Raw genomic sequence first — 19,035 nt, forward strand, 5'->3', positions numbered from 1 at the left:
CCGCGGGCCGGCGGCAGCCGGGAGACCGGGCCGGGCCCGGGGGCAGCACGTGGTGCTTCCCCCGGGCCCGGCCCGGTCCGGTGCGCACCGGGCGCGCCCGTGGCGGTGCTCGGCGCGCCGGGTCGCGCGGCCCTCCCGGCGCGGATCGGCCCACCGAACCGGTGCCGGTCGGCCCACCGAACCGGCGCCGGCCGGTCAGCCCGCCTGCCGGGCGCCGTCCAACTGGTCGATCGTGGCGATCGAGGGACCGCGCTGCGTCTGCAGCGTCCGGGCCGCCTCCTCCGCCTCGCGCAGCACGCGCAGAGCGTTGGACCAGGTCAGCTTGGCCAGGTCGGCCTCGGACCAGTTGCGGTCCAGCAGCTCGGCCACCAGGTGCGGGTAGCCGGCCACGTCCGAGAGCTGGGCCGGGGTGAAGGCGGTGCCGTCGAAGTCGCCGCCGATGCCGATGTGGTCGATCCCCGCGACCTCGCGCATGTGGTCGAGGTGGTCGGCGACAGTGCTCGCGTCCGGGATGGGCCGCGGGTTGGCGCGCTCGAACTCGCGCTGCACCGCACGGCCCTCGTCGGACAGGTCGAGGTGATCGAGACCGTGCGCCCGCATGTTCTCGTCGGCCGCCCGGGTCCAGGCCACCGCCTCGGGGAGGATGAACTTGGGCACGAAGGTGGCCATCGCCACGCCCCCGTTGGCGGGGAGCTGGGCGAGCACGTCGTCCGGGATGTTGCGCGGGTGGTCGCAGACGGCACGCGCGGAGGAGTGCGAGAAGAGGACGGGGGCCTCGGTGACCCGCAGCGCGGCGCGCATCGTCTCGGCCGCCACGTGCGAGAGGTCCACCAGCATGCCGAGCCGGTTCATCTCCCGGACGACCTCTTCGCCGAAGCGGCTCAGGCCGCCCGCGCGCGGCTCGTCGGTGGCCGAGTCGGCCCAGTCCAGCGAGTTGTTGTGGGTGAGCGTCAGATAGCGCACCCCGAGCTGGTACAGGGCGCGCAGCGCGGCCAGCGAGTTGTTGATGGAGTGCCCGCCCTCGGCGCCCATCAGCGAGGCGATGCGCCGCTGCGCGTGCGCCGCCTCCACGTCCTCGGCGGTGAAGGCCAGTTGGAGATCCTGCGGGTAGCGCGCCGCCAGCAGCCGTACGGCGTCGATCTGCTCCAGGGTGGCGCTCACCGCGTCGTCCCCGGTCAGCTCGCCGGGTACGTAGACGGACCAGAACTGCGCCCCGACCCCGCCCGCGCGCAGCCGCGCCAGGTCGGTGTGCAGCTTCTCGCGCTGGTCGAGTGCGATGTCGAGCTTGTCCAGGTCGTAGTGCGCCTGTTCGCGCAGCGCCCAGGGCAGATCGTTGTGCCCGTCCACGACGGGGTGCTCGGTCAGCAGTGCGCGGGCGTGCTCCAGGCGGGGGCTGTCCGGCCGCGTCACCGGCTGCCTCCCGCCTGGCCGAAGCCGAACCCGGTGTCCCCGGCGGCCCTGGCCCGCAGCCGCTTGCCCTTCTCGGTGGCCTGCTCGTTGAGCTCCTGCTGGAAGTCGCGCATCTTCTCGCGCAGTTCGCCGTCGTGCGCGGCGAGCATCCGGACGGCGAGCAGCCCGGCGTTGCGCGCTCCGCCGACGGAGACGGTCGCGACGGGGACCCCCGCGGGCATCTGCACGATGGACAGCAGCGAGTCCATACCGTCCAGATACTTCAGCGGTACGGGGACGCCGACGACCGGCAGCGGGGTGACCGACGCGAGCATGCCCGGCAGGTGCGCCGCGCCGCCCGCGCCCGCGATGACGGCCTTCAGACCGCGGTCGGCGGCGTCCTCGCCGTAGGCGATCATCTCGCGGGGCATCCGGTGCGCGGAGACGACGTCCACCTCGTAGGGCACCGAGAACTCCTCCAGCGCCTTGGCGGCCCCCTCCATGACGGGCCAGTCCGAGTCGGACCCCATGACGATCCCCACGAGAGGGCTGGCAGCAGTACTCATACGGCTCCTAGGTAGCTGGTCCGGACCGGCTCGCCGACCGGCGCGCGGCCCTGCGGTGCGCACCGCCCCGCGGGCTCACTCCACGACGGTGCCGCGCAGATATCCGGCGGCGTGCGCGGCGCGCTCCCGCACCTCGGCGAGATCGTCACCGTAGACGTTGACATGCCCCACCTTGCGGCCGGGCTTCACGTCCTTCCCGTACATGTGGATCTTGAGCTGCGGGTCGCGGGCCATGCAGTGCAGGTACGCCGCGTACATGTCGGGGTAGTCGCCGCCCAGCACATTGGCCATCACCGTCCAGCGCTCCCGGCAGCGCGGGTCGCCCAGCGGCAGGTCGAGCACGGCGCGCACATGGTTGGCGAACTGCGAGGTGACGGCGCCGTCCTGGGTCCAGTGGCCGGAGTTGTGCGGCCGCATGGCCAGCTCGTTGACGAGCAGCCGTCCGTCGGCGGTCTCGAACAGCTCCACGGCCAGGTGCCCGACGACCCCCAGCTCGTGCGCCACCTTCAGCGCGATCTCCTGGGCGCCCAGCGCGAGGTCCTCGGCCAGTTCGGGCGCGGGCGCGATCACGGTGTCGCAGACCCCGTCGACCTGGACGGACTCCACGACCGGGTAGGCGACGGCCTGCCCGTGCGGGGAGCGCACGACGTTGGCCGCCAGCTCCCGCGCGAAGTCGACCTTCTCCTCGGCGAGCACGGGAACGCCGGCCTTGAAGGGCTCGGCCGCGTTCGGGTCGTCGGCGCCGCGCACGACCCACACGCCCTTGCCGTCGTAGCCGCCGCGCACCGTCTTGAGGACGACGGGGAAGCCGTCGCCGGTGCCGGGGGCCGCGCCCTCCGCGGCGAAGGCGGCGACGTCGCGGGCGTCGCTCACCAGGCGATTGCGTGGCGCGGGCACGCCGAGTTCGGCGAGCCGGGCGCGCATCACGCCCTTGTCCTGCGCGTGCACGAGCGCGTCCGGCCCGGGGCGGACGGGGATGCCGTCCGCCTCCAGGGCGCGGAGGTGCTCGGTGGGCACGTGCTCGTGATCGAAAGTGATCACGTCGCAGCCTTCGGCGAAGCGCCGCAGCGTGTCCAGATCTCGGTAGTCGCCAACGACAACCTCGTTGACGACTTGTGCCGCCGAGTCCTGCGCCGTATCGGAGAGGAGCTTGAACCTGATGCCGAGCGGGATGCCCGCCTCGTGGGTCATACGAGCGAGCTGGCCACCGCCGACCATGCCGACCACCGGGAATGTCACGGCTCCAGGGTACGGCGCACCGGAGGGCGCTCCGTCCGCCCGGGGCCCGGCACCCCCGCTGCCCCGTGCTCGGCGCCGCTCGGTCCTGACAGGGACCTGCGGAAAACGGGGGCCGGGATCGCGGCGTATGAAACCAGCCACACTGGCGCCGCCCGTCCTGCCGGCCGCCACGGCGTGCCGCGGAGACGGTGCCGGTACGGAGGCGGACGGGGACCACCCGTCCGGGACGTCACCTTTTCCGGATCACCGTCGCGGACCGAGTCGCGGACTGACCTGAGCACGGTCGCGGACCGACCGGCAGTGCGCCCGGGAGCGGGCCGCCACTGCGCAACCTTCGGCCCCCTGTGTGCGTCAATCGCCCTACAGGCCGAATGCGCGCCTGGTTAGCATGGGGCAGCTTCGACACCGACCGAAACGGGGCGCAGTATCGCTATGGGTGAATGGCGCACGATGCGCCCGGGACTGGAACGGCTTGTGCGCGAACTGGGCAAGTTCGGCGCCGTCGGTGCGCTGGGCTTCCTGGTGAACGTCGCGATCTTCAACCTGTGCATCCACACGTTCCAGCTCGCACCCATCCGCTCCGGCGTCATCGCACAGGTCGTCGCGATCGGCACCAACTACCTGGGCAACCGCTACTGGACCTACCGGCACACCGACAAGAACCGGATCCACCACGAGACGGTCCTCTTCTTCCTCTTCAGCGGGGCCGGGCTGGTGCTGGAGAACGGCATCCTCGCCCTCTCGCACTACGGCCTCGGCTACACCTCGACGCTCGCGGACAACATCGCCAAGAACGTCATCGGGCTCGCCGTCGGCACCGCCTTCCGCTTCTGGGCGTACCGCACCTGGGTCTTCCGGGCGCGCACCAAGGCGCCCGTGCGGACCCGCGGGATCGACGGGGCCGACGCCGCGGGGCCGCCGAACGGTCCGGCCCCGGACCGGCGCCGCCCCGCGGACGGCGGTGCTGCCGGTGTCGGCGGGGGTACGGCCGGTGTCGGCGAGGGCGTCGGCACCGGGGCCGTGCTCCGGGACGAGGCGGCGGGGATCCGGGACGAGGACGCGGCCGGGATCCGGGACGAGGCGGCGGCCGGAGTCCGGCTGACCCTCGGACCGGCGGCCTCAGCCGGTGCCGGACGCGTCGAGGTCGGCGGCCTCGCGGCTGAGGAACAGCGCGAAGACCGGCGGCAACTGCTGAAGTAGCTCCAGCCGCCCGCCGTCCGCCTCCGCGAGGTCCCGTGCCACTGCGAGGCCCAGGCCGGTGGAGTTGTGACCGCTCACCGTCCGCTCGAAGACGCGCGAGCCCAGCGCCTCGTCCACGCCGGGGCCCTCGTCCGTGACCTCCACGACGACCTGGTTCCCGGTCACCCGGGTGCGCAGCGCGACCGTCCCGGCGCCGTGCATCAGCGAGTTCTCGATCAGTGTCGCCAGCACCTGCGCCACCGCGCCCGGGGTGCCCACGGCCCGCAGCCCCGTCTTGCCCGAGCGCACGATGGCCCGGCCGGCGCTGCGGTAGGCGGGCTTCCACTCCTCTATCTGCTGCTTGACCACCTCGTCCAGGTCGAAGCCGACCGCCGAGCCGGTACGCGGGTCGCGGGAGTTGGTCAGCAGCCGCTGCACCACGTCGGTGAGCCGCTCGACCTGGGCGAGCGCAATGGTCGCCTCCTCCTTGACCACGGCACGGTCCTCGGGCTCGTCGCCCTCGGCCATCGCGATGATCTCCTCCAGTCGCATGGACAGCGCGGTCAGCGGCGTCCGCAACTGGTGCGAGGCGTCCGCCGCCAGCCGGCGCTCGGCGGTCAGCATCCGGCCGATCCGGTCCGCGCTGCCGTCCAGCACATCCGCGACCCGGTCCAGCTCCGGTACCCCGTAGCGCCGGTGCCGGGGGCGCGGGTCACCGGAGCCGAGGCGCTCGGCGGTCTCGGCCAGGTCGGTGAGCGGGGCGGCCACGCGGTGCGCCTGGCGGACCGCGAGCACGGCGGCGGCGATCACGGCCAGCAGCGCGACCGCGAGGATGATCAGCAGCGTACGGCCGACCTCGGCGCGCACCGCCGACCGGGACGCCTGGACCGTGATGCGTTCGCCGTGCGCGCCGGTCTGCCGGGACTCGACGACCTCGCCGGAGGGCTTGTCACCGACCTCGATGGGACGGCGGCCGGGCAGTTCGACGCGGATGTAGCGGACGTAGCGGTCCTTGGAGGTGGTGACGCCGATGGACTCCTCGGTCACCCGCTCCCCGGCCACCAGCCGGCTCTCCACGGTGGAGACCAGCCGGACCGCCTCGGAGCGGACGTTCTCCTTGGTGCTGTTCTCGATCGTGCGGGACTCGACGATGACGAGCGAGATCCCGAAGACCGCGACGACGACCAGGACGACGGCGAGGATGGACAGGATGAGCCGACGGCGCACGTGCTGGCTTCTTTCCTAGCTGTTTTCGGGGGCCTGGCTGTTTTCGGGGGCCTGGCTGTTTCCGAGGGCCTGGCTGTTTCCGGGGGCGGTGCCGGGGGCCGGGGGCGGTGCCGGGGTGTGCCTCCCGGCCGCGGACTCCGCCGGCCGCCCGCGCGGAGGGCCCGGGGCCCGGCTCTTCCCGGCGGCCCCGGCTCCCTGCGCGGGCCGAGGGGCGTCAGCTCTTCTCGAAGCGGAAGCCGACGCCGCGCACGGTGGCGATGTAGCGCGGGTTCGCCGCGTCGTCGCCGAGCTTCTTGCGCAGCCAGGAGATGTGCATGTCGAGCGTCTTGGTCGAGGACCACCAGGTGGTGTCCCACACCTCGCGCATGAGCTGGTCCCGGGTGACGACCCGGCCCGCGTCCCGCACCAGCACCCGCAGCAGGTCGAACTCCTTGGCGGTGAGCTGGAGTTCCTCCTCGCCCATCCAGGCGCGGTGGGACTCGACGTCGATCCGCACGCCGTGGGTGGCGGGGGGCTGGGCGGGCTCGGCGGGCGTGCCGCGGCGCAGCAGGGCACGGACGCGCGCGAGCAGCTCGGCGAGCCGGAAGGGCTTGGTGACGTAGTCGTCGGCGCCCGCGTCGAGGCCGACGACGGTGTCCACCTCGTCGGCGCGCGCGGTCAGCACGAGGACGGGGAACGCGTGGCCCTCGTTGCGCAGCCTGCGGCACACCTCCAGGCCGTCCATGCCGGGCAGCCCCAGGTCGAGCACGACGAGGTCGATTCCCTCGCTCAGCCCCGCGTCGAGCGCGGCGGGGCCGTCCTCGCGGACCTCGACCTCGTATCCCTCCCGGCGCAGGGCGCGGGCCAGGGGCTCCGAGATCGATGCGTCATCCTCGGCGAGCAGTACACGGGTCATGCACCGATGGTAATCCGCGTGGCAGAGCGCGAGTGGGGACATGGTGCGTTCCCTCCGCCGCCACTGTCGATCTCCAGGTGATATGAACACGACACCGTCGAAACAGCGGGAGGGTTGCACGGTTCACCTGTGATCTGTCTCGCAAGCCCTTCCCTCGTGCCGCCGACGGTGACTTATGGTGAATGCACTTATGTAGTGAACGTCGAGGACTCCTGGCGCCACAGCACCACGGCCAGGGGTCCTTCTCCGTGTACGGGCCCCGCTTGCGAGCAACGCCGCTGGTCAGCGCGGCCCCGCGGCGCAACGGCAAGGAACACCGAATTATGGCGCCCAGCCTGACGAAGGACGCCCCCGGCAACACCGGCGGCAGGACCTTCTTCGGCCACCCACGAGGTCTGGCCACGCTCTTCATGACGGAGATGTGGGAGCGCTTCAGCTTCTACGGCCTTCGCGCCCTGCTCGTCGTCTATCTCGTGGCCGGCGGGCCCGACGCGGGTGAGGGCGGCGCGGGCCACCAAGGCGGCGGCCTCGCCATGGACCTGGCGACCGCCACCGCGATCTACTCCGTCTACAACGCCATGGTCTACCTGCTGACCATGCCGGGCGGCTGGTTCGGCGACCGGCTCTGGGGCCCCCGCAAGACGGTCACCGTCGGCGCCGGGATCATCATGCTCGGCCACCTCACCCTGGCGGTGCCGGGCGAGGGAGCGTTCTTCGTCGGCCTCGCATGCGTGGCCACCGGCTCCGGGCTGCTGAAGGCCAACATCTCCAAGATGGTCGGCGACCTGTACAACGGTCCCGACGACCCGCGGCGGGACGGCGGCTTCACGGTCTTCTACATGGGCATCAACGCGGGCTCCTTCCTCGCCCCGTTCGCCATCGGCACCGTCGGCCAGACCGTCAACTGGCACCTGGGCTTCGGCATGGCCGCCGTCGGCATGGGCCTCGGCCTGATCCAGTTCCTCGTCGGCTCGCGCCATCTGGACCCCCGCAGCAGCCAGATCCCCTCGCCGCTCTCGGCGCAGGAGAAGTCGGCCGTGCTGCGCAAGGCGCTGCTGTGGCTGATCGTCGCCGTCCTCTTCTACGGCGTCGTGGTGGCCACCGGCACCTTCACCCTCAACTGGGCGATGATCCCGCTCACCGTCCTGGGCCTGCTCATCCCGCTCGGCATGCTGGTGCGGATCAAGCGCGACAAGGACCTCACCCGGGCCGAGCAGGGCCGGATGACCGGCTACATCTGGTTCTTCGCCGCCGCGGCGATCTTCTGGATGATCTACGACCAGGGCGCCTCGACCGTGCAGGCGTTCGGCGACGCCAAGACCACCACGCAGGTGCTGGGCTGGCACTTCCCCTCGACCTGGTTCCAGTCGATCAACCCGCTCTTCATCATCCTGCTCGCGCCGCTCTTCGCCGCGGTGTGGCTGTCGCTGAACCGGCGCGGCAAGGAGCCGTCGACCACCGCGAAGTTCGCCTTCTCGCTGGTCGTGATGGGCCTGTCGTTCTTCGTCTTCGTCATCCCGATGGGCATGGCCTCCGGCGGGACGAAGGTGAGCCCGATGTGGCTGGTCCTCATCTTCCTGCTGCACACGATCGCCGAGCTGTGCCTCTCGCCGGTGGGTCTGTCGGTGACCACCAAGCTGGCCCCCGCCAAGTACGCGAGCCAGCTCATGGGGGTCTGGTTCCTCGCCGTGACGGCGGGCGACAGCATCACCGGCCTGCTGTCCATCGGCGGCGCCGACCTCAGCACCACCGGCGTCGTCGCCGTCGAGGCCACCCTCTCGGCCCTGGCAGGCTTCGCCATCTACATGTACCGGCGGCAGATCGCGGCCACGATGGACGAAGCCCAGTAGTCCCCCGCGTCCGGACCCCCGCCGGGCCTCCGGGCCGGCACCGGGTCCCGCCGGACCTGCCGGACCCCTGCTGATCCCGTCGGACCCCGCCGCGCCCGCGCGGCGGGGTCCGACGGCGTTCGGACGAGGGCCACCCGGCTCGGCCTGTTGCGGTGGCCCCTGGCCCCGGACGTCGGCCGTCGGCCCGGGACCGCGGCCCGGGACCGCGGCCCGTATGAGTGGCCGGAGGGCGGGATGTGGCCCTCCGCGGGCGGGAGCTGACGGGCGCGCGGAGTGGGACGAGCGCGCGGAGTGGGACGAGCGCGCGGAGCCGGGCGGACGCGTGGAATCGGGCGCCGCCGGGCATGGGCGGCGCTCAGCCCTGCCGTTCGACCGGGCCGTCGCCGCTCCCCGCACCGGCATCCCGGCCGTACCGCTCCTCGGCAGCCCGGCCGTACGGACCTCCGGCGCTCCGGCCGGACGGCTGCTCGGGGTCGCGCTCGTCCGGGAACGGGGCTGCGGCGCCCGGCCCCGCGGGCGGCGGTGCGGCGACCGCATCCGGGGTGAACCACGGGAGACCGCGGGAGGTGTCCGCCGCTCCGGTAGGACCCTCCGCCGGGGGCGCCGCCCGCCGCGGACGGACCCGGTCGACAATCAGCATCCCCGACCGGAACACCAGCAGCGGGACCACCAGACACAGCAGCACCCAGAAGAGGGTCACGCCCCACGGGCGGCCCACGTCCCAGGGCTGCTCGGTCAGCACCCGCCCGTCGCGCCTGGCCGCGACCGTGTACGCGCCGTGGGCTCCCGCGGCCAGTTCGACCGTCAGCTCGACCCGCGCCTTGCGGCCGGGACCGATCGTGCCCCGCCACCGCTGGTGCTCCCACTCGGGGGCCAGCACGCCGTGCGCGGAACCCACCTCGAAGACCGGGTCCCGGGTGCGGTCGGAGCCCACGTTGCCGACCGTCAGCACCAGCTTCCGGCGCTCGGGGGCGCCGAACCAGTTGAGCAGCCCGCTGTCACCCTCCAGCCGGGCGGCCAGCACGCTGATCCGTCCGCCCGTGCGCTTCTCGGGCAGCGGCGCCACGGGATGGCCCGCGACCCGGAAGGCCGCGTTCGCCGCCGCGTGGGCGCCGGTGACCGTACTGGCCCGGACCACGCACGGACACGGCTTCGGCGGCTCGGCGACGGGGATCCTCTTGCGGAATCCGCCGTCCGCGTCCGTGGTCACGGCCCTCCCCTCGGCGTTGGCGCAGGCGTTGGTGCCGCCGATCGCCCGCTGTCCGCACACCAGCAGGGTGAGCAGCGTGTCGGGGCGCCACCCGGTGCCCCGCACGGTGAGCCGGGCCCCGGCGCCCGCCTCCTCGCGGGAGAGGGTGATCCTCGGCTTCTCCTCGGTCGCGGTCGCGACCGCGACCGCGGCCGCGGCCGCGGCCGGGCGGGGCGGCACCGCGCCCCGGGCGGCGGGCCCGGCCGCCGCGACAGCGCAGCACACCAGGGCGCACACCAGGCTCGCGGCCCACCGGAAGGTCCTCCTCACTTCGCCGCTCCCAGGGTCGGGGCCGAACGCGGGTGCGCGGCCCGCCGCGGGCCCGGATCGACAGCCTCCGCCGCGGTCCCGGGCGCCGGGCCCGGAGGCGGCTGCGCGTCCGCAGGCTCGGGGCCCGCGGACGCGGGGTACGGCGCGGCGTGCGGTGCGGGGTCCGGCCGGCCGTGCCCGGCGCTCCGGCGGGCATCCGGCGGCACCCGGCGGCGCCTGCGCGCGAACCAGCCCACGCCTCCCCCGGTCAGGACGAACAGCACACCCAGCAGCGGACCCCAGGGCACGGCGGTGTAGGACGCGGTGGCGGAATCCCGTGCTCCACCCGCCGCCGTCACGGTGAGCCGGACCTCCGCCAGGTCCGCCGCGGGCGGATCCGGCCACCGTTCGTAGCGGGTGAGGCGGTGCCCCGGGAGCAGTTCCACCGGCAGGGTCCGGGCGGGCTGCCGGTGGAGCCGGCCGAACAGGCCCTCGGCGCCGACCGCCAGCCTGGGCCGCAGCACCGTGTTGCCCCGGTTGACCAGGGTGTATCCGATCCGTGCCGAGCCGTCGGGCCGCTCCCGCACGGAGACGTCCTCGACACTGAGCGCGGCCAGCGTCGGCCCGCTCACCCGCAGATGCATCCGCACCCGCTCGGTCCGCTTCCCGTCGTCCACGACGAGCGCGGCGGGGTGATCGCCCGGCACGGCGCCGCCGGGGACGGTCACGTTCAGCGGCACCTCGGCACGGGTGTGCGGCGGCACCTCGACCGTGTCCCGGGCCGGCGCGATCCAGGCACCCGGCTCACGGTCGCGGTCCGTGCCGTCCTCGTCCCGCTCCGCGGAGCGGCCGCCGCCGTCCCCGCCGTCCCCACCGTCCCCGCCGGGCACGTCCGCGCCGCGCAGCCGGAAGGTCCGGGGCGCGTCGCCGTCGTTGGTGAGGGCCACCGAGTCCCTCAGCACGGTGCCGGGGGCGCCCTCCAGGTAGAAGAACGCGCGCGCCTCCGAGCGGGGAGCGCCCCGGGGCGGGGCGGGGGCCGCCGACCACTGCTCCCCCGTCCTCGCACCGGACTCCGCCGCCGCGGGACCGCCCGCCCCCAGCAGCCAGAGCAGTACGGCCGCCCAGACCAGCACCCCGCGGGCGCGGACAGCGGGCCGCTGCCGCGCAGCGGCCCGTGCGGTACGGGGTACGGGAGCGACGGGGGCGGTACGGGACACGGGAGCGACCGGGGCGACGCGGGGTACCGGAGCGGCCGGGTCGGCGCGGGCTCCTCCGGTGGCCGGTGCGCCGCCGGGCCCCGGAGGGACCGGGCCGGCGTGGGACACCGGAGGAGCCGCTACGGGGCGGGGGGCCGGAACGGCCGGTGCGGGACGGGCGCCGCGGCGCGGCGGGGTGCGGCCCACCACGGGCTAGGGCCGTACCGCGGCCCTGCGCCGCGTCACCCACAGCGTTCCGCCGACCCCCGCCAGCAGGACGGTGCCGCCCAGCGTGCCGAGGGCGACGGCGGAGTCGGTGGGGCCGGTCTTGGGCAGTTCGCCGCCGCCGGAGCTCTGGCCGCCGCCGTCGGCCGCCGCGCCTCCGGAGGCGTCCCCGCCGCCGGTCGACCCGCCGCCGGAGGAGTCTCCGCCGGAGTCGCCCCCGGAGGCGCCGCCGCTGTCCGAACCACCGCTGCCGCCGGCGGTCACGTCCAGGGTGAGGGAGGGCTTGGGATCGTTCTTCGGCGTGCAGGTGGTGGTGGTGCCCAGCGCCTTGATGGTGAGGGTGCTGGCGGTGAAGGTGACCTTGCCGCTCTTCTTGGGGGTGTAGGTGCCGGACAGGTCCGGGATCTTGATGGGGGTGTTGGCCGGAATGGCCTCGTCGTTGGCGGGGCCGCTGACCGCGACGTCACCGGTCTCGGCACCACCGAGTTTGATCTTGGCGCTGGGCTTCATCGCGCCCTTGCCCAGCTCGATGGGGCTGGAGGAGACGCCCTTCTCGAAGGACATCGTGAGCTTGTAGCCCTCGTCGCTCTTGGTGGACTTGATGTCGATCGGCGAGACGGCGCCCTTGTTCCCGATGGGGGTCTTGCACTGGTAGTCGACGTCGACCGTCGTGGCGCTCGCGACGGGGGCCGCCAGCAGGACGGCCGAGCCGGCGACGGCCGCCCCCACCGCCGCGGCGGCGGCCGAGCGGGTGCGGCGCTGCTTGCTGTGGGACACGGGGGTTCCCCCTTCATCCGGACGCGCACGTTACTGACGACACATCAGATTCGCGCCGACAGTAGCCCCAGCCCCTTGCCGAGGGAAGAGCCATCGCGCCGACAGTCCGCCGAGCGCCGCCAGTTCGGCGCAGAACCGCTCCTGGAGCCGCACCCCAGGGCGCCGACCGGGAGGCGCGGCGTGAGGGAGCCGCACGGGACAAGCCGCACGGCGGGATCGCGTCCCCTGGATCGCGCCCGCAGCGGACTTCCCGGCACATGGGGGAACGGCGGGACCGAACGGTCCCCGGTCAGCACGGACCGGAAGCACCGAACACCCCGTCGGCACGGACGGGAGAACCGGGCAGCCCGCTCCACGGGGACGGACGGAAGGGAGGAAGAGGTGAAGAGGTGAAGGGGTGAAGGGGCGAAGTGGCGAAGTGGGGAGCGAAGAATGACGGGGTCCGCAGCGGGCCGCCTCAGTGCGGGGCCGCGAGCTCCGCCCACACGGTCTTGCCGGGGCCCTCGGGGTTGCGGACGACGCCCCAGTCCAGGCACAGCCGCTGGACGATGAACATCCCGTGCCCACCGGGCCGTCCGGCGCGGTGCGGGGTGCGCGGGGACGGGGAACCGCTGCCCGGGTCGACGATCTCCAGGCGCAGCACCTTCGCGCTGGCGCCCACCCGCAGCTCCTCGGGGCCGTCGGCGTGCAGGCACGCGTTGGTGACCAACTCCGAGACGACGAGCAGGACGTCCTCGGCCGCCGCGCGCTGGTCCGCGGTGGCGGCGGGCAGCCAGCCCCAGTCCTGGAGGGCCCGGCGGGTGAAGTCCCGGGCCCGCGGCACGGCTCCGCTGGCGCCGACCAGCCGCAGCCTGCGGACCTGCCGCATCGGCTGCCCTGCCTGGCGTGCGGCCCCTGCCGCGGCCGAGGCCGTGCTCTCCGCAGCGGTCCCCATGGCGCCACTCCCCCCTTCGGGTTCGGGTGCGGACGTGCCGGCGGCCCCGGAGCCCGAGGCTCCCGAGAGCTGCTCACGCCCCGCGTCCGTACCGGTACGCACCCGTGCGTCAGCACTCCCGGCGGCACCGCACCCCGGGCCCGCGGTCGCCGGAGTGCCCTCGGGCTCCGGACCGCGGTCGCCCGCCGGTTGCGGCCGGGTGGTGCTCATCAGTGGTTCACCTCACCGATCACCGGTTGCGTTTCGCCGTCCCGCGCCGCCCCGCAGCAGTGCGGGGCCCGTGACGCGCTGTACACGAATGTCTGACAGATTCGATGGACTCCTGCCCGGACGCACCGTGAGAACACTTACGGATTCGGCCGGACCTGTGTGATGCGCGTAACGCCCTGATTACGAATCGGGCTGCTGTTCCGTTCCCGAGGGGGTCCGGAGTGCGGATTCGAGGGTGTCGTGCACGGTGAAGACCGCGCTGGCGCCGGTGATCTCGAAGACGCGGGCCACTACGGGGAGCATTCCCGCCAGATGGACGCCGCCGTCGGCCTCCTCCGCCTTCAGGCGGGCGCCGAGCAGCACGTTCAGTCCCGTCGAGTCGCAGAACTCGAGCCGCGAGCAGTCCACGACGAGGCGGTTGTAGCCCTCCTCGACGCTCCGCTCCAGCGGCTCGCGCAGCAGCTCGGCGGTGTGGTGATCGAGCTCACCTTCAGGGGTCACCACGGCACTGATCCCCTCGTGCCGCACCTCGACCGTCAGCCGACCCTGGCTCGTGCTGCCGGGCATCCCGCGGTCCATGCACACCCCTTCTGATCCATGTGAGGGCCTTCACTGCTTCCCCCGTCGAGCGGTTCGCAACCCTACGCCTTCGACGGCCCTACCGGTAGCCGAACATCGGACAGATTGGCCACAGGTGGACATAAGGAGCTTGCCCTCGCTGTGCAGGACCAGGTAGGTCTAGTAGGGATACCGAAACAACGTCGGCTCTGGAGGCGCCGCACCCCGTAGTGCACGTCACGGCTTCGGCAGCCATATGCCGAGAAACCATGGAGGACAGCCATGTCACCCCGGCTCGACAATGGGATATCCGACTCCGCGCACGCGCAGGTCGAGGCCCTTCCCGCCGTTCCGGAGCAGCGCAGCACGGACCGGCTGCCGGATTCCCGGTCCCTGGCCCCCGAAACCCTCGGCGATCCGGCGAGCGCCGAGCAGATCGCGGAGGCGGTGGAAGCCGACCTCTTCGACCAGCTCCAGCTCCCCGAGATCCCACCCTATGACGAGGTCGGTCCGCTGGACGCGCGGGCCCTGTCCAAGACGCTGTTCGAGCGGCTGGAGAATCTCGACGAGGGCACCCACGAGTACGCGTACGTCCGCAACACCCTGGTCGAGCTCAACCTCGCCCTGGTGAAGTTCGCGGCCTCCCGGTTCCGCTCCCGCAGCGAGCCCATGGAGGACATCGTCCAGGTCGGCACCATCGGCCTGATCAAGGCGATCGACCGCTTCGAGCTGAACCGCGGCGTCGAGTTCCCCACCTTCGCGATGCCGACCATCGTCGGCGAGATCAAGCGCTTCTTCCGCGACACGTCCTGGTCGGTGCGGGTACCCCGGCGTCTCCAGGAGCTGCGGCTCGACCTGGCCAAGGCGGGCGACGAACTCGCCCAGAAGCTGGACCGGGCGCCGACCGCGGAGGAGTTGGCCAAGCGGCTGAACATCTCCAGCGAGGAAGTCATCGAGGGCATGGCGGCGAGCAACGCCTACACCGCCAGCTCCCTGGACGCGCAGCCCGAGGAGGACGACACCGAGGGCGCGCTGGCCGACCGGATCGGCTACGAGGACCACGGGCTCGAGGGCATCGAGTACGTCGAGTCCCTGAAGCCGCTGATCGCCGAACTCCCTCCGCGGGACCGCAGAATCCTCTCGCTGCGTTTCGTGGCGAACATGACCCAGTCGGAGATCGGCGAGGAGCTCGGCATCTCGCAGATGCACGTCTCCCGGCTGCTCTCCCGCACCCTGGGCAAGCTCCGCAAGGGGCTGATGGTCGAAGAGTGACGCGGGGTGCCGCCCCACGAGGTGCGGCCCGCTCCGTGTGCCGAGGGCCCGGCCGGACGACGCAGTCCGGCCGGGCCCTCGGCCTGTCCGGGACGGTGCACCCGGGCCCGGGGCGGACGCACCCGGGTCCGGGACGTGGTTGCCGGTCGGGTCCGGGGCGAGGTTGCCGGTCGGGGCAGGGACGTCCGGCGGGAACGGGAACCACCGACCGGGCGAGAACCACCGACCGGGCGGGAACCACCGGCTGGTGCGGTGCCCGCTGCCCGGCGCCGCAGATGCCAGGTGCCGGACCGCGCGTTCAGTCCGCGGGGCCGGTGTGCAGCGCCCGGTCCAGGATGCGGGCGAGGGCGGCCAGATCCGCCGCTGCCAGGCCGTGCAGGGCCGGCGGCGGGGTGTCGGTGATCCGCGCCATCTCGGCCGCCGCCGCGGCTCCCGCCTCGGTGACCTCGACCAGTTTGGAGCGGCGGTCGGCCGGGTTCGGCTCACGTGTGACCAGTCCGCGCCGGACCAGGTAGTCGACGGAGAGCGTGGTGTACGGCGCGTCGGCGAACAGGGCAGCGGCCAGCGCGCTGAGCGTGAGCGGGCCCTCGTCCGCGACGTACCGCAGCGCCTTGGCGCGGAAGTAGCTCATCCCCAGCGCCTCGACGACCCGGGGTCGCACGTCCGCGGTCTCCAGGACAAGGGTGCGCATGCCGCGCCAGACCCGGACGGCCTCCTGCCCGACGGCGTCGGCCCCCGGCGCGCCCGCGCCCTCGCTCTCGGACACCCCGGCCCCGGCCCCGGCCCCGGCCCCGGTCCCGGACTCGGACTCGGACTCGGACTCGGTACGCTCCGGTCCGCCGTGCGCGGACTCCGTGCTGTTCATCCCGCTGCCTCGCTGCTCGTACGCCCTGCGGCCGGACGCCGCGCCGCCTCAGTGTCCCCGTCGCCCTCGTCGTCCCCGTCGCCCTCGTCGCCCTCGTCGCCCCCGTCCAGCAGATGGGCCGCGCGGCGTGCCGTCTCCCGGGCCCGGTGGCCGGTGGAGAGGATACCGAGCGCGAGCACGGCCAGTCCGCAGGCGGAGACGATCCACCAGGCGGCCCGCTCGGTCTCCTGGAACCCGGCGGCCTGCTGGAGGCCGCCGCCCGCGCCGAAGCCGCCCGCCGCCATGACCGCGCCGATGACGGCCACGCCCAGGGAGGAGCCGACCTGCCGGCTGGTCGAGGCGACCGCGGCGGCGACGCCTGCCTGTGTCCTGGGCATGCCCGAGACGGCGGTGTTGGTGATCGGCGCGTTGACCAGTCCGAAGCCGATACCGAAGAGCACGTATCCGGTGAAGAGCACCCCCAACGGCAGGTCGGCCGAGACGGTGCAGGCCAGCAGCACCCCCGCGGCGGTCATCCCGGCGCCCGCCGCCACCAGCGGCAGCCGCGGGCCGCGGGAGCCCACCAGGCGGCCGGAGAGCGGTGCGCAGACCAGCGTCATCAGCGCCATCGGCAGCATGCAGAGCCCGGCCCGCAGCGCGCTCAGGTGGCGGATCTCCTGGAGGTAGAGCGACGTGACGAAGAGGAAGCCGCCCAGCGCCGCGAACGCGCACACCGCCGTCGCCACCGCGCCCGTGAACGGCAGGCTGCGGAAGAAGCGCGGGTCGACGAGGGGTTCGGCGCGGCGCGACTCGTAGGCCACCAGTCCGGCCAGGGCGCCGAGCGCGGCGGCCAGGCAGCCGAGCACCAGCGGCGAGCCGAAGCCGTGCTGCGGGCTCTCGATGATGCCGTAGGTGAGGGTGCCGAGCAGGACGATCACCAGGAGCTGGCCCACCGGGTCGGCCCTGCGGGCCCGGGGCGCGCGGGACTCGGGGATGTACAGGGTGGTCAGCAGCCACGCGGCCAGGCCGACCGGCACGTTCACCCAGAAGATCGCCTGCCAGCCGCTGACGTCGACCAGCAGCCCGCCGAGCAGGGGTCCGGCCGCCATGCTGATGCCGACGACCCCGCCCCACACGCCGATCGCGCGGGCCCGCTCGCGGGGTTCGGTGAAGGTGTTGGTGATGATCGACATCGCGACGGGGTTGAGCATCGAGCCGCCCACCGCCTGCAGGGCTCGGGCCGCCACCAGCCAGCCGAGCCCCGGCGCCAGGCTGCACAGCAGCGAGCCCAGGACGAACAGCAGCAGCCCCCAGCGGAAGACCCGCCGACGGCCCAGCCGGTCCGCCGTCGAGCCGGACAGCATCAGCAGCGCGGCCAGTACGAGGGTGTAGGCGTCGACCACCCATTGCAGGCCCGACACCGAGGCGCCCAGGTCGGCGCGGATGTCGGGCAGCGCCACGTTGAGCGCCGTCGTGTCGAGGCTGACGATCAGCAGCGACATGCAGCAGATCGCCAGCACGAGCTGTCGGCGGCGCGGCGGGAGTTCGGCGTCGGACACAGCAGCCCATCACTTATACGAGTACAACAGTTGTGACTGTACAACCACCTCCTGGTCGCCGACCACCGTGCCCGTCCCGGGGTGCGGGCTGCCGGCGCCCGGCCGCCGACGCCGCGGCGCGAGAACAGCACCGGGCCCGGCGCACGAACACACGTGCGCCGGGCCCGGGCCGGACGGTTCTTCCGGATGTCGCCGACGTGCGGAAGCCGGGAGCTTCAGGCGCAGCGTGCGGGCCACGCACCCCCGGAGTCCGGGGTCTCCCCTATCCGCGCGAACGGGAACGCTGCCGCGGCGCGTTGTTGCTGCGCTGGGCGGCGCGGGCCCTGTCCTGGAAATCCGAGCTCACCGGCTGCGAGCTCGTCGACTGACCGGCGGGGAGGTTCTGGTTGACGTGCTGCGCCAGGTCCGAGTCGGCCCGGGTCGCCTCCGGCAGGCTGTAGAGGTTCTCCCGCCGCTCCTGCATACGCTGCGCGTTCATCTCCTGGTGGGCACCGTGAGTCGCTTCCGCCGCGCTGCCCGCGAAGCTGAGGCTCGTGGCCACCCGGTTCGACACGTCGGAGAGGCCCGGGTGCGTATGCGCGGTGGCCGCACTCACCACGTTGCCGGTCGCGGAGAGGAGCTGGGCCGCGTCGGCCGCCCCCTGGAACCGGTCGAACGGCCTGGTTCCGCCGGAGGTCATCGTCTGGCTGACGTTGTTGTACATGGAGTACGCGGCTTCCGCGCCACCCGCGACACCCGACGTGATGTTCGCCCACTTGCTGACCGTCGGGTCGTTCCCCGAGGCCATCTTCGCGATTCCCGTCGCGGTCGGGAGAGCCGCCTTGTAGCCGGCCTTCCCGAGGGACTTGCCGTGGGTCTTCAGGACATCCAGCATGCCCTTCGCCTTGCTCGAGACCCAATCGGAAGAGGACTTGCTGAAGCGCTGCAGCACGCCCTGGTTCTGGACGTAGTAGTCCCCCCGCTCCACGTCGTACAAGGCCCGCCTGGCCCCCTCGGGAGGCTCGGGAGCAGTGGACGGTACGTCCTCCTGCGAGGCCGACACGTACCGGCCGCGCTTGTCCTGCCGTACGGCGCTGTACGCGCTGGCGAACGACTCGTCACTCCCCTGGGAACCCGGCGAACCGGTCCGCATGGTGCTCATCTGCTGGGAGAGGTCGTCCATCTCCATCGCGCTGCTCGACTCGGCCGCAGGAGCCTCGGGCGCCTTGCCCTTGGTCTCGTGGAATGCCCTTACGACCGTGTTCGAAGCGTAGTCCTTCCACCCCTTTTCCTTCGAATGGCGCGCGACCTGGTCTTGCTCGTTGAGGACGTAGAACTTCTTCGCGTTCGTGTCGTAGAGGCCGTCCACGGCCCCGACGGGTGGCTGCGGGGCGCCTTTCGGGACCCGAACGTTCGGGTCCTCGCGAAATGTCTTGTCGTCCCGAATCTTCACCGGTCGGTAAGATTGTTCCCATCCTGCCATTTCGCTCTCCCCTTCACGTGGAGGAAGGCTCCTCAGGGAGCCCGGTCGTGAGGCTGGGCCGGCAACGCCGAACGGATGCAGACCACTCGACGAACACAACGTCAAGCCCGGGACTCCGGTTCACTGACGACACTTCCGACAGGTCACTCCGCGGA

The 19,035-nt window shown here is 73.0% G+C and carries 16 protein-coding genes; 3 read left to right on the forward strand and 13 right to left on the reverse strand.

Features of this window, described 5'->3' with window-relative positions:
- Positions 1–195 precede the first annotated feature (195 nt).
- From BMX65_RS23040 to BMX65_RS23050, 3 genes are all read right to left on the reverse strand, one after another.
- Entirely contained in the window at positions 196–1,410 is a 1,215-nt protein-coding gene (locus BMX65_RS23040) for a dipeptidase (RefSeq protein WP_075002268.1), read from the reverse strand.
- On the reverse strand, positions 1,407–1,955 hold the full coding sequence (gene purE, locus BMX65_RS23045; protein ID WP_075002269.1) for a 5-(carboxyamino)imidazole ribonucleotide mutase: 549 nt from the start codon (positions 1,953–1,955) through the stop codon (positions 1,407–1,409). Before purE ends, BMX65_RS23040 begins: the two co-directional genes overlap by 4 nt.
- 75 nt (positions 1,956–2,030) lie before the next feature.
- On the reverse strand, positions 2,031–3,194 hold the full coding sequence (locus tag BMX65_RS23050; protein ID WP_075002270.1) for a 5-(carboxyamino)imidazole ribonucleotide synthase: 1,164 nt from the start codon (positions 3,192–3,194) through the stop codon (positions 2,031–2,033).
- A 432-nt stretch (positions 3,195–3,626) separates the two neighbouring features.
- Here BMX65_RS23050 and BMX65_RS23055 point away from each other — a divergent pair, with 432 nt between their 5' ends.
- Entirely contained in the window at positions 3,627–4,394 is a 768-nt protein-coding gene (locus BMX65_RS23055) for a GtrA family protein (RefSeq protein WP_075002271.1), read from the forward strand.
- On the opposite strand, the gene BMX65_RS23060 is transcribed toward BMX65_RS23055, so the two are convergent.
- Positions 4,314–5,600, reverse strand: a complete 1,287-nt coding sequence (locus tag BMX65_RS23060) for an ATP-binding protein (protein WP_075002272.1) — start codon at positions 5,598–5,600, stop codon at positions 4,314–4,316. The two genes, BMX65_RS23055 and BMX65_RS23060, sit on opposite strands and share 81 nt — an antisense overlap.
- Positions 5,601–5,814: 214 nt before the next feature.
- The gene (locus BMX65_RS23065; RefSeq protein ID WP_027760256.1) at positions 5,815–6,495 is read right to left on the reverse strand and encodes a response regulator transcription factor; all 681 of its coding nucleotides are present in this window, start codon (positions 6,493–6,495) and stop codon (positions 5,815–5,817) included.
- Positions 6,496–6,818: 323 nt separating this feature from the next.
- On the opposite strand from BMX65_RS23065, the gene BMX65_RS23070 reads away from it, so the two are divergent.
- Complete coding sequence (locus BMX65_RS23070) at positions 6,819–8,345, forward strand: peptide MFS transporter (RefSeq protein WP_075002273.1); 1,527 nt, start codon at positions 6,819–6,821, stop codon at positions 8,343–8,345.
- A 355-nt stretch (positions 8,346–8,700) separates the two neighbouring features.
- Here BMX65_RS23070 and BMX65_RS33010 read toward each other — a convergent pair whose 3' ends face one another.
- The 5 genes from BMX65_RS33010 to BMX65_RS23095 all read right to left on the reverse strand — a co-directional run bounded on the left by BMX65_RS33010 (position 8,701) and on the right by BMX65_RS23095 (position 13,764).
- Entirely contained in the window at positions 8,701–9,864 is a 1,164-nt protein-coding gene (locus BMX65_RS33010) for a neocarzinostatin apoprotein domain-containing protein (RefSeq protein WP_177214330.1), read from the reverse strand.
- Positions 9,861–11,060 carry a COG1470 family protein gene (locus BMX65_RS23080; RefSeq protein WP_143081882.1) on the reverse strand — a complete coding sequence of 400 codons (1,200 nt, stop codon included), beginning with the start codon at positions 11,058–11,060 and terminating at the stop codon, positions 9,861–9,863. Before BMX65_RS23080 ends, BMX65_RS33010 begins: the two co-directional genes overlap by 4 nt.
- 192 nt (positions 11,061–11,252) lie before the next feature.
- Positions 11,253–12,041 carry an LPXTG cell wall anchor domain-containing protein gene (locus BMX65_RS23085; protein ID WP_075002276.1) on the reverse strand — a complete coding sequence of 263 codons (789 nt, stop codon included), beginning with the start codon at positions 12,039–12,041 and terminating at the stop codon, positions 11,253–11,255.
- Between the two features lie 457 nt (positions 12,042–12,498).
- Complete coding sequence (locus tag BMX65_RS23090; RefSeq protein ID WP_177214331.1) at positions 12,499–13,185, reverse strand: ATP-binding protein; 687 nt, start codon at positions 13,183–13,185, stop codon at positions 12,499–12,501.
- 180 nt (positions 13,186–13,365) lie between these two features.
- Entirely contained in the window at positions 13,366–13,764 is a 399-nt protein-coding gene (locus BMX65_RS23095; RefSeq protein ID WP_075002277.1) for an STAS domain-containing protein, read from the reverse strand.
- A 261-nt stretch (positions 13,765–14,025) separates the two neighbouring features.
- Here BMX65_RS23095 and BMX65_RS23100 point away from each other — a divergent pair, with 261 nt between their 5' ends.
- Positions 14,026–15,015, forward strand: coding sequence for an RNA polymerase sigma factor SigF (locus BMX65_RS23100; protein WP_075002278.1), 990 nt, complete (start codon positions 14,026–14,028; stop codon positions 15,013–15,015).
- A gap of 298 nt (positions 15,016–15,313) precedes the next feature.
- Here BMX65_RS23100 and BMX65_RS23105 read toward each other — a convergent pair whose 3' ends face one another.
- The 3 genes from BMX65_RS23105 to BMX65_RS23115 form a co-directional block, all read right to left on the reverse strand.
- Complete coding sequence (locus BMX65_RS23105) at positions 15,314–15,880, reverse strand: MarR family winged helix-turn-helix transcriptional regulator (protein WP_079172041.1); 567 nt, start codon at positions 15,878–15,880, stop codon at positions 15,314–15,316.
- Positions 15,877–17,361 (reverse strand): MFS transporter, encoded by a 1,485-nt coding sequence (locus BMX65_RS23110; RefSeq protein WP_079172048.1) that lies wholly within the window; start codon positions 17,359–17,361, stop codon positions 15,877–15,879. The genes BMX65_RS23105 and BMX65_RS23110 overlap by 4 nt, the downstream gene beginning before the upstream one ends.
- A 319-nt stretch (positions 17,362–17,680) precedes the next feature.
- Entirely contained in the window at positions 17,681–18,850 is a 1,170-nt protein-coding gene (locus BMX65_RS23115; protein ID WP_075002280.1) for a hypothetical protein, read from the reverse strand.
- Positions 18,851–19,035 lie beyond the last annotated feature (185 nt).

The organism is Streptomyces qinglanensis (assembly GCF_900111245.1).
GTDB classification, from domain to species: domain Bacteria; phylum Actinomycetota; class Actinomycetes; order Streptomycetales; family Streptomycetaceae; genus Streptomyces; species Streptomyces qinglanensis.

Coding starts and splice junctions, on each gene's coding strand:
- purE (WP_075002269.1), bottom strand. CDS start 1,955: ATGAGTACTGCTGCCAGCCCTCTCGTGGGGATCGTCATGGGGTCCGAC.
- BMX65_RS23055 (WP_075002271.1), top strand. CDS start 3,627: ATGGGTGAATGGCGCACGATGCGCCCGGGACTGGAACGGCTTGTGCGC.
- BMX65_RS23065 (WP_027760256.1), bottom strand. CDS start 6,495: ATGACCCGTGTACTGCTCGCCGAGGATGACGCATCGATCTCGGAGCCC.
- BMX65_RS23070 (WP_075002273.1), top strand. CDS start 6,819: ATGGCGCCCAGCCTGACGAAGGACGCCCCCGGCAACACCGGCGGCAGG.
- BMX65_RS23090 (WP_177214331.1), bottom strand. CDS start 13,185: ATGAGCACCACCCGGCCGCAACCGGCGGGCGACCGCGGTCCGGAGCCC.
- BMX65_RS23095 (WP_075002277.1), bottom strand. CDS start 13,764: ATGGACCGCGGGATGCCCGGCAGCACGAGCCAGGGTCGGCTGACGGTC.
- BMX65_RS23100 (WP_075002278.1), top strand. CDS start 14,026: ATGTCACCCCGGCTCGACAATGGGATATCCGACTCCGCGCACGCGCAG.
- BMX65_RS23105 (WP_079172041.1), bottom strand. CDS start 15,880: ATGAACAGCACGGAGTCCGCGCACGGCGGACCGGAGCGTACCGAGTCC.
- BMX65_RS23110 (WP_079172048.1), bottom strand. CDS start 17,361: ATGTCGCTGCTGATCGTCAGCCTCGACACGACGGCGCTCAACGTGGCG.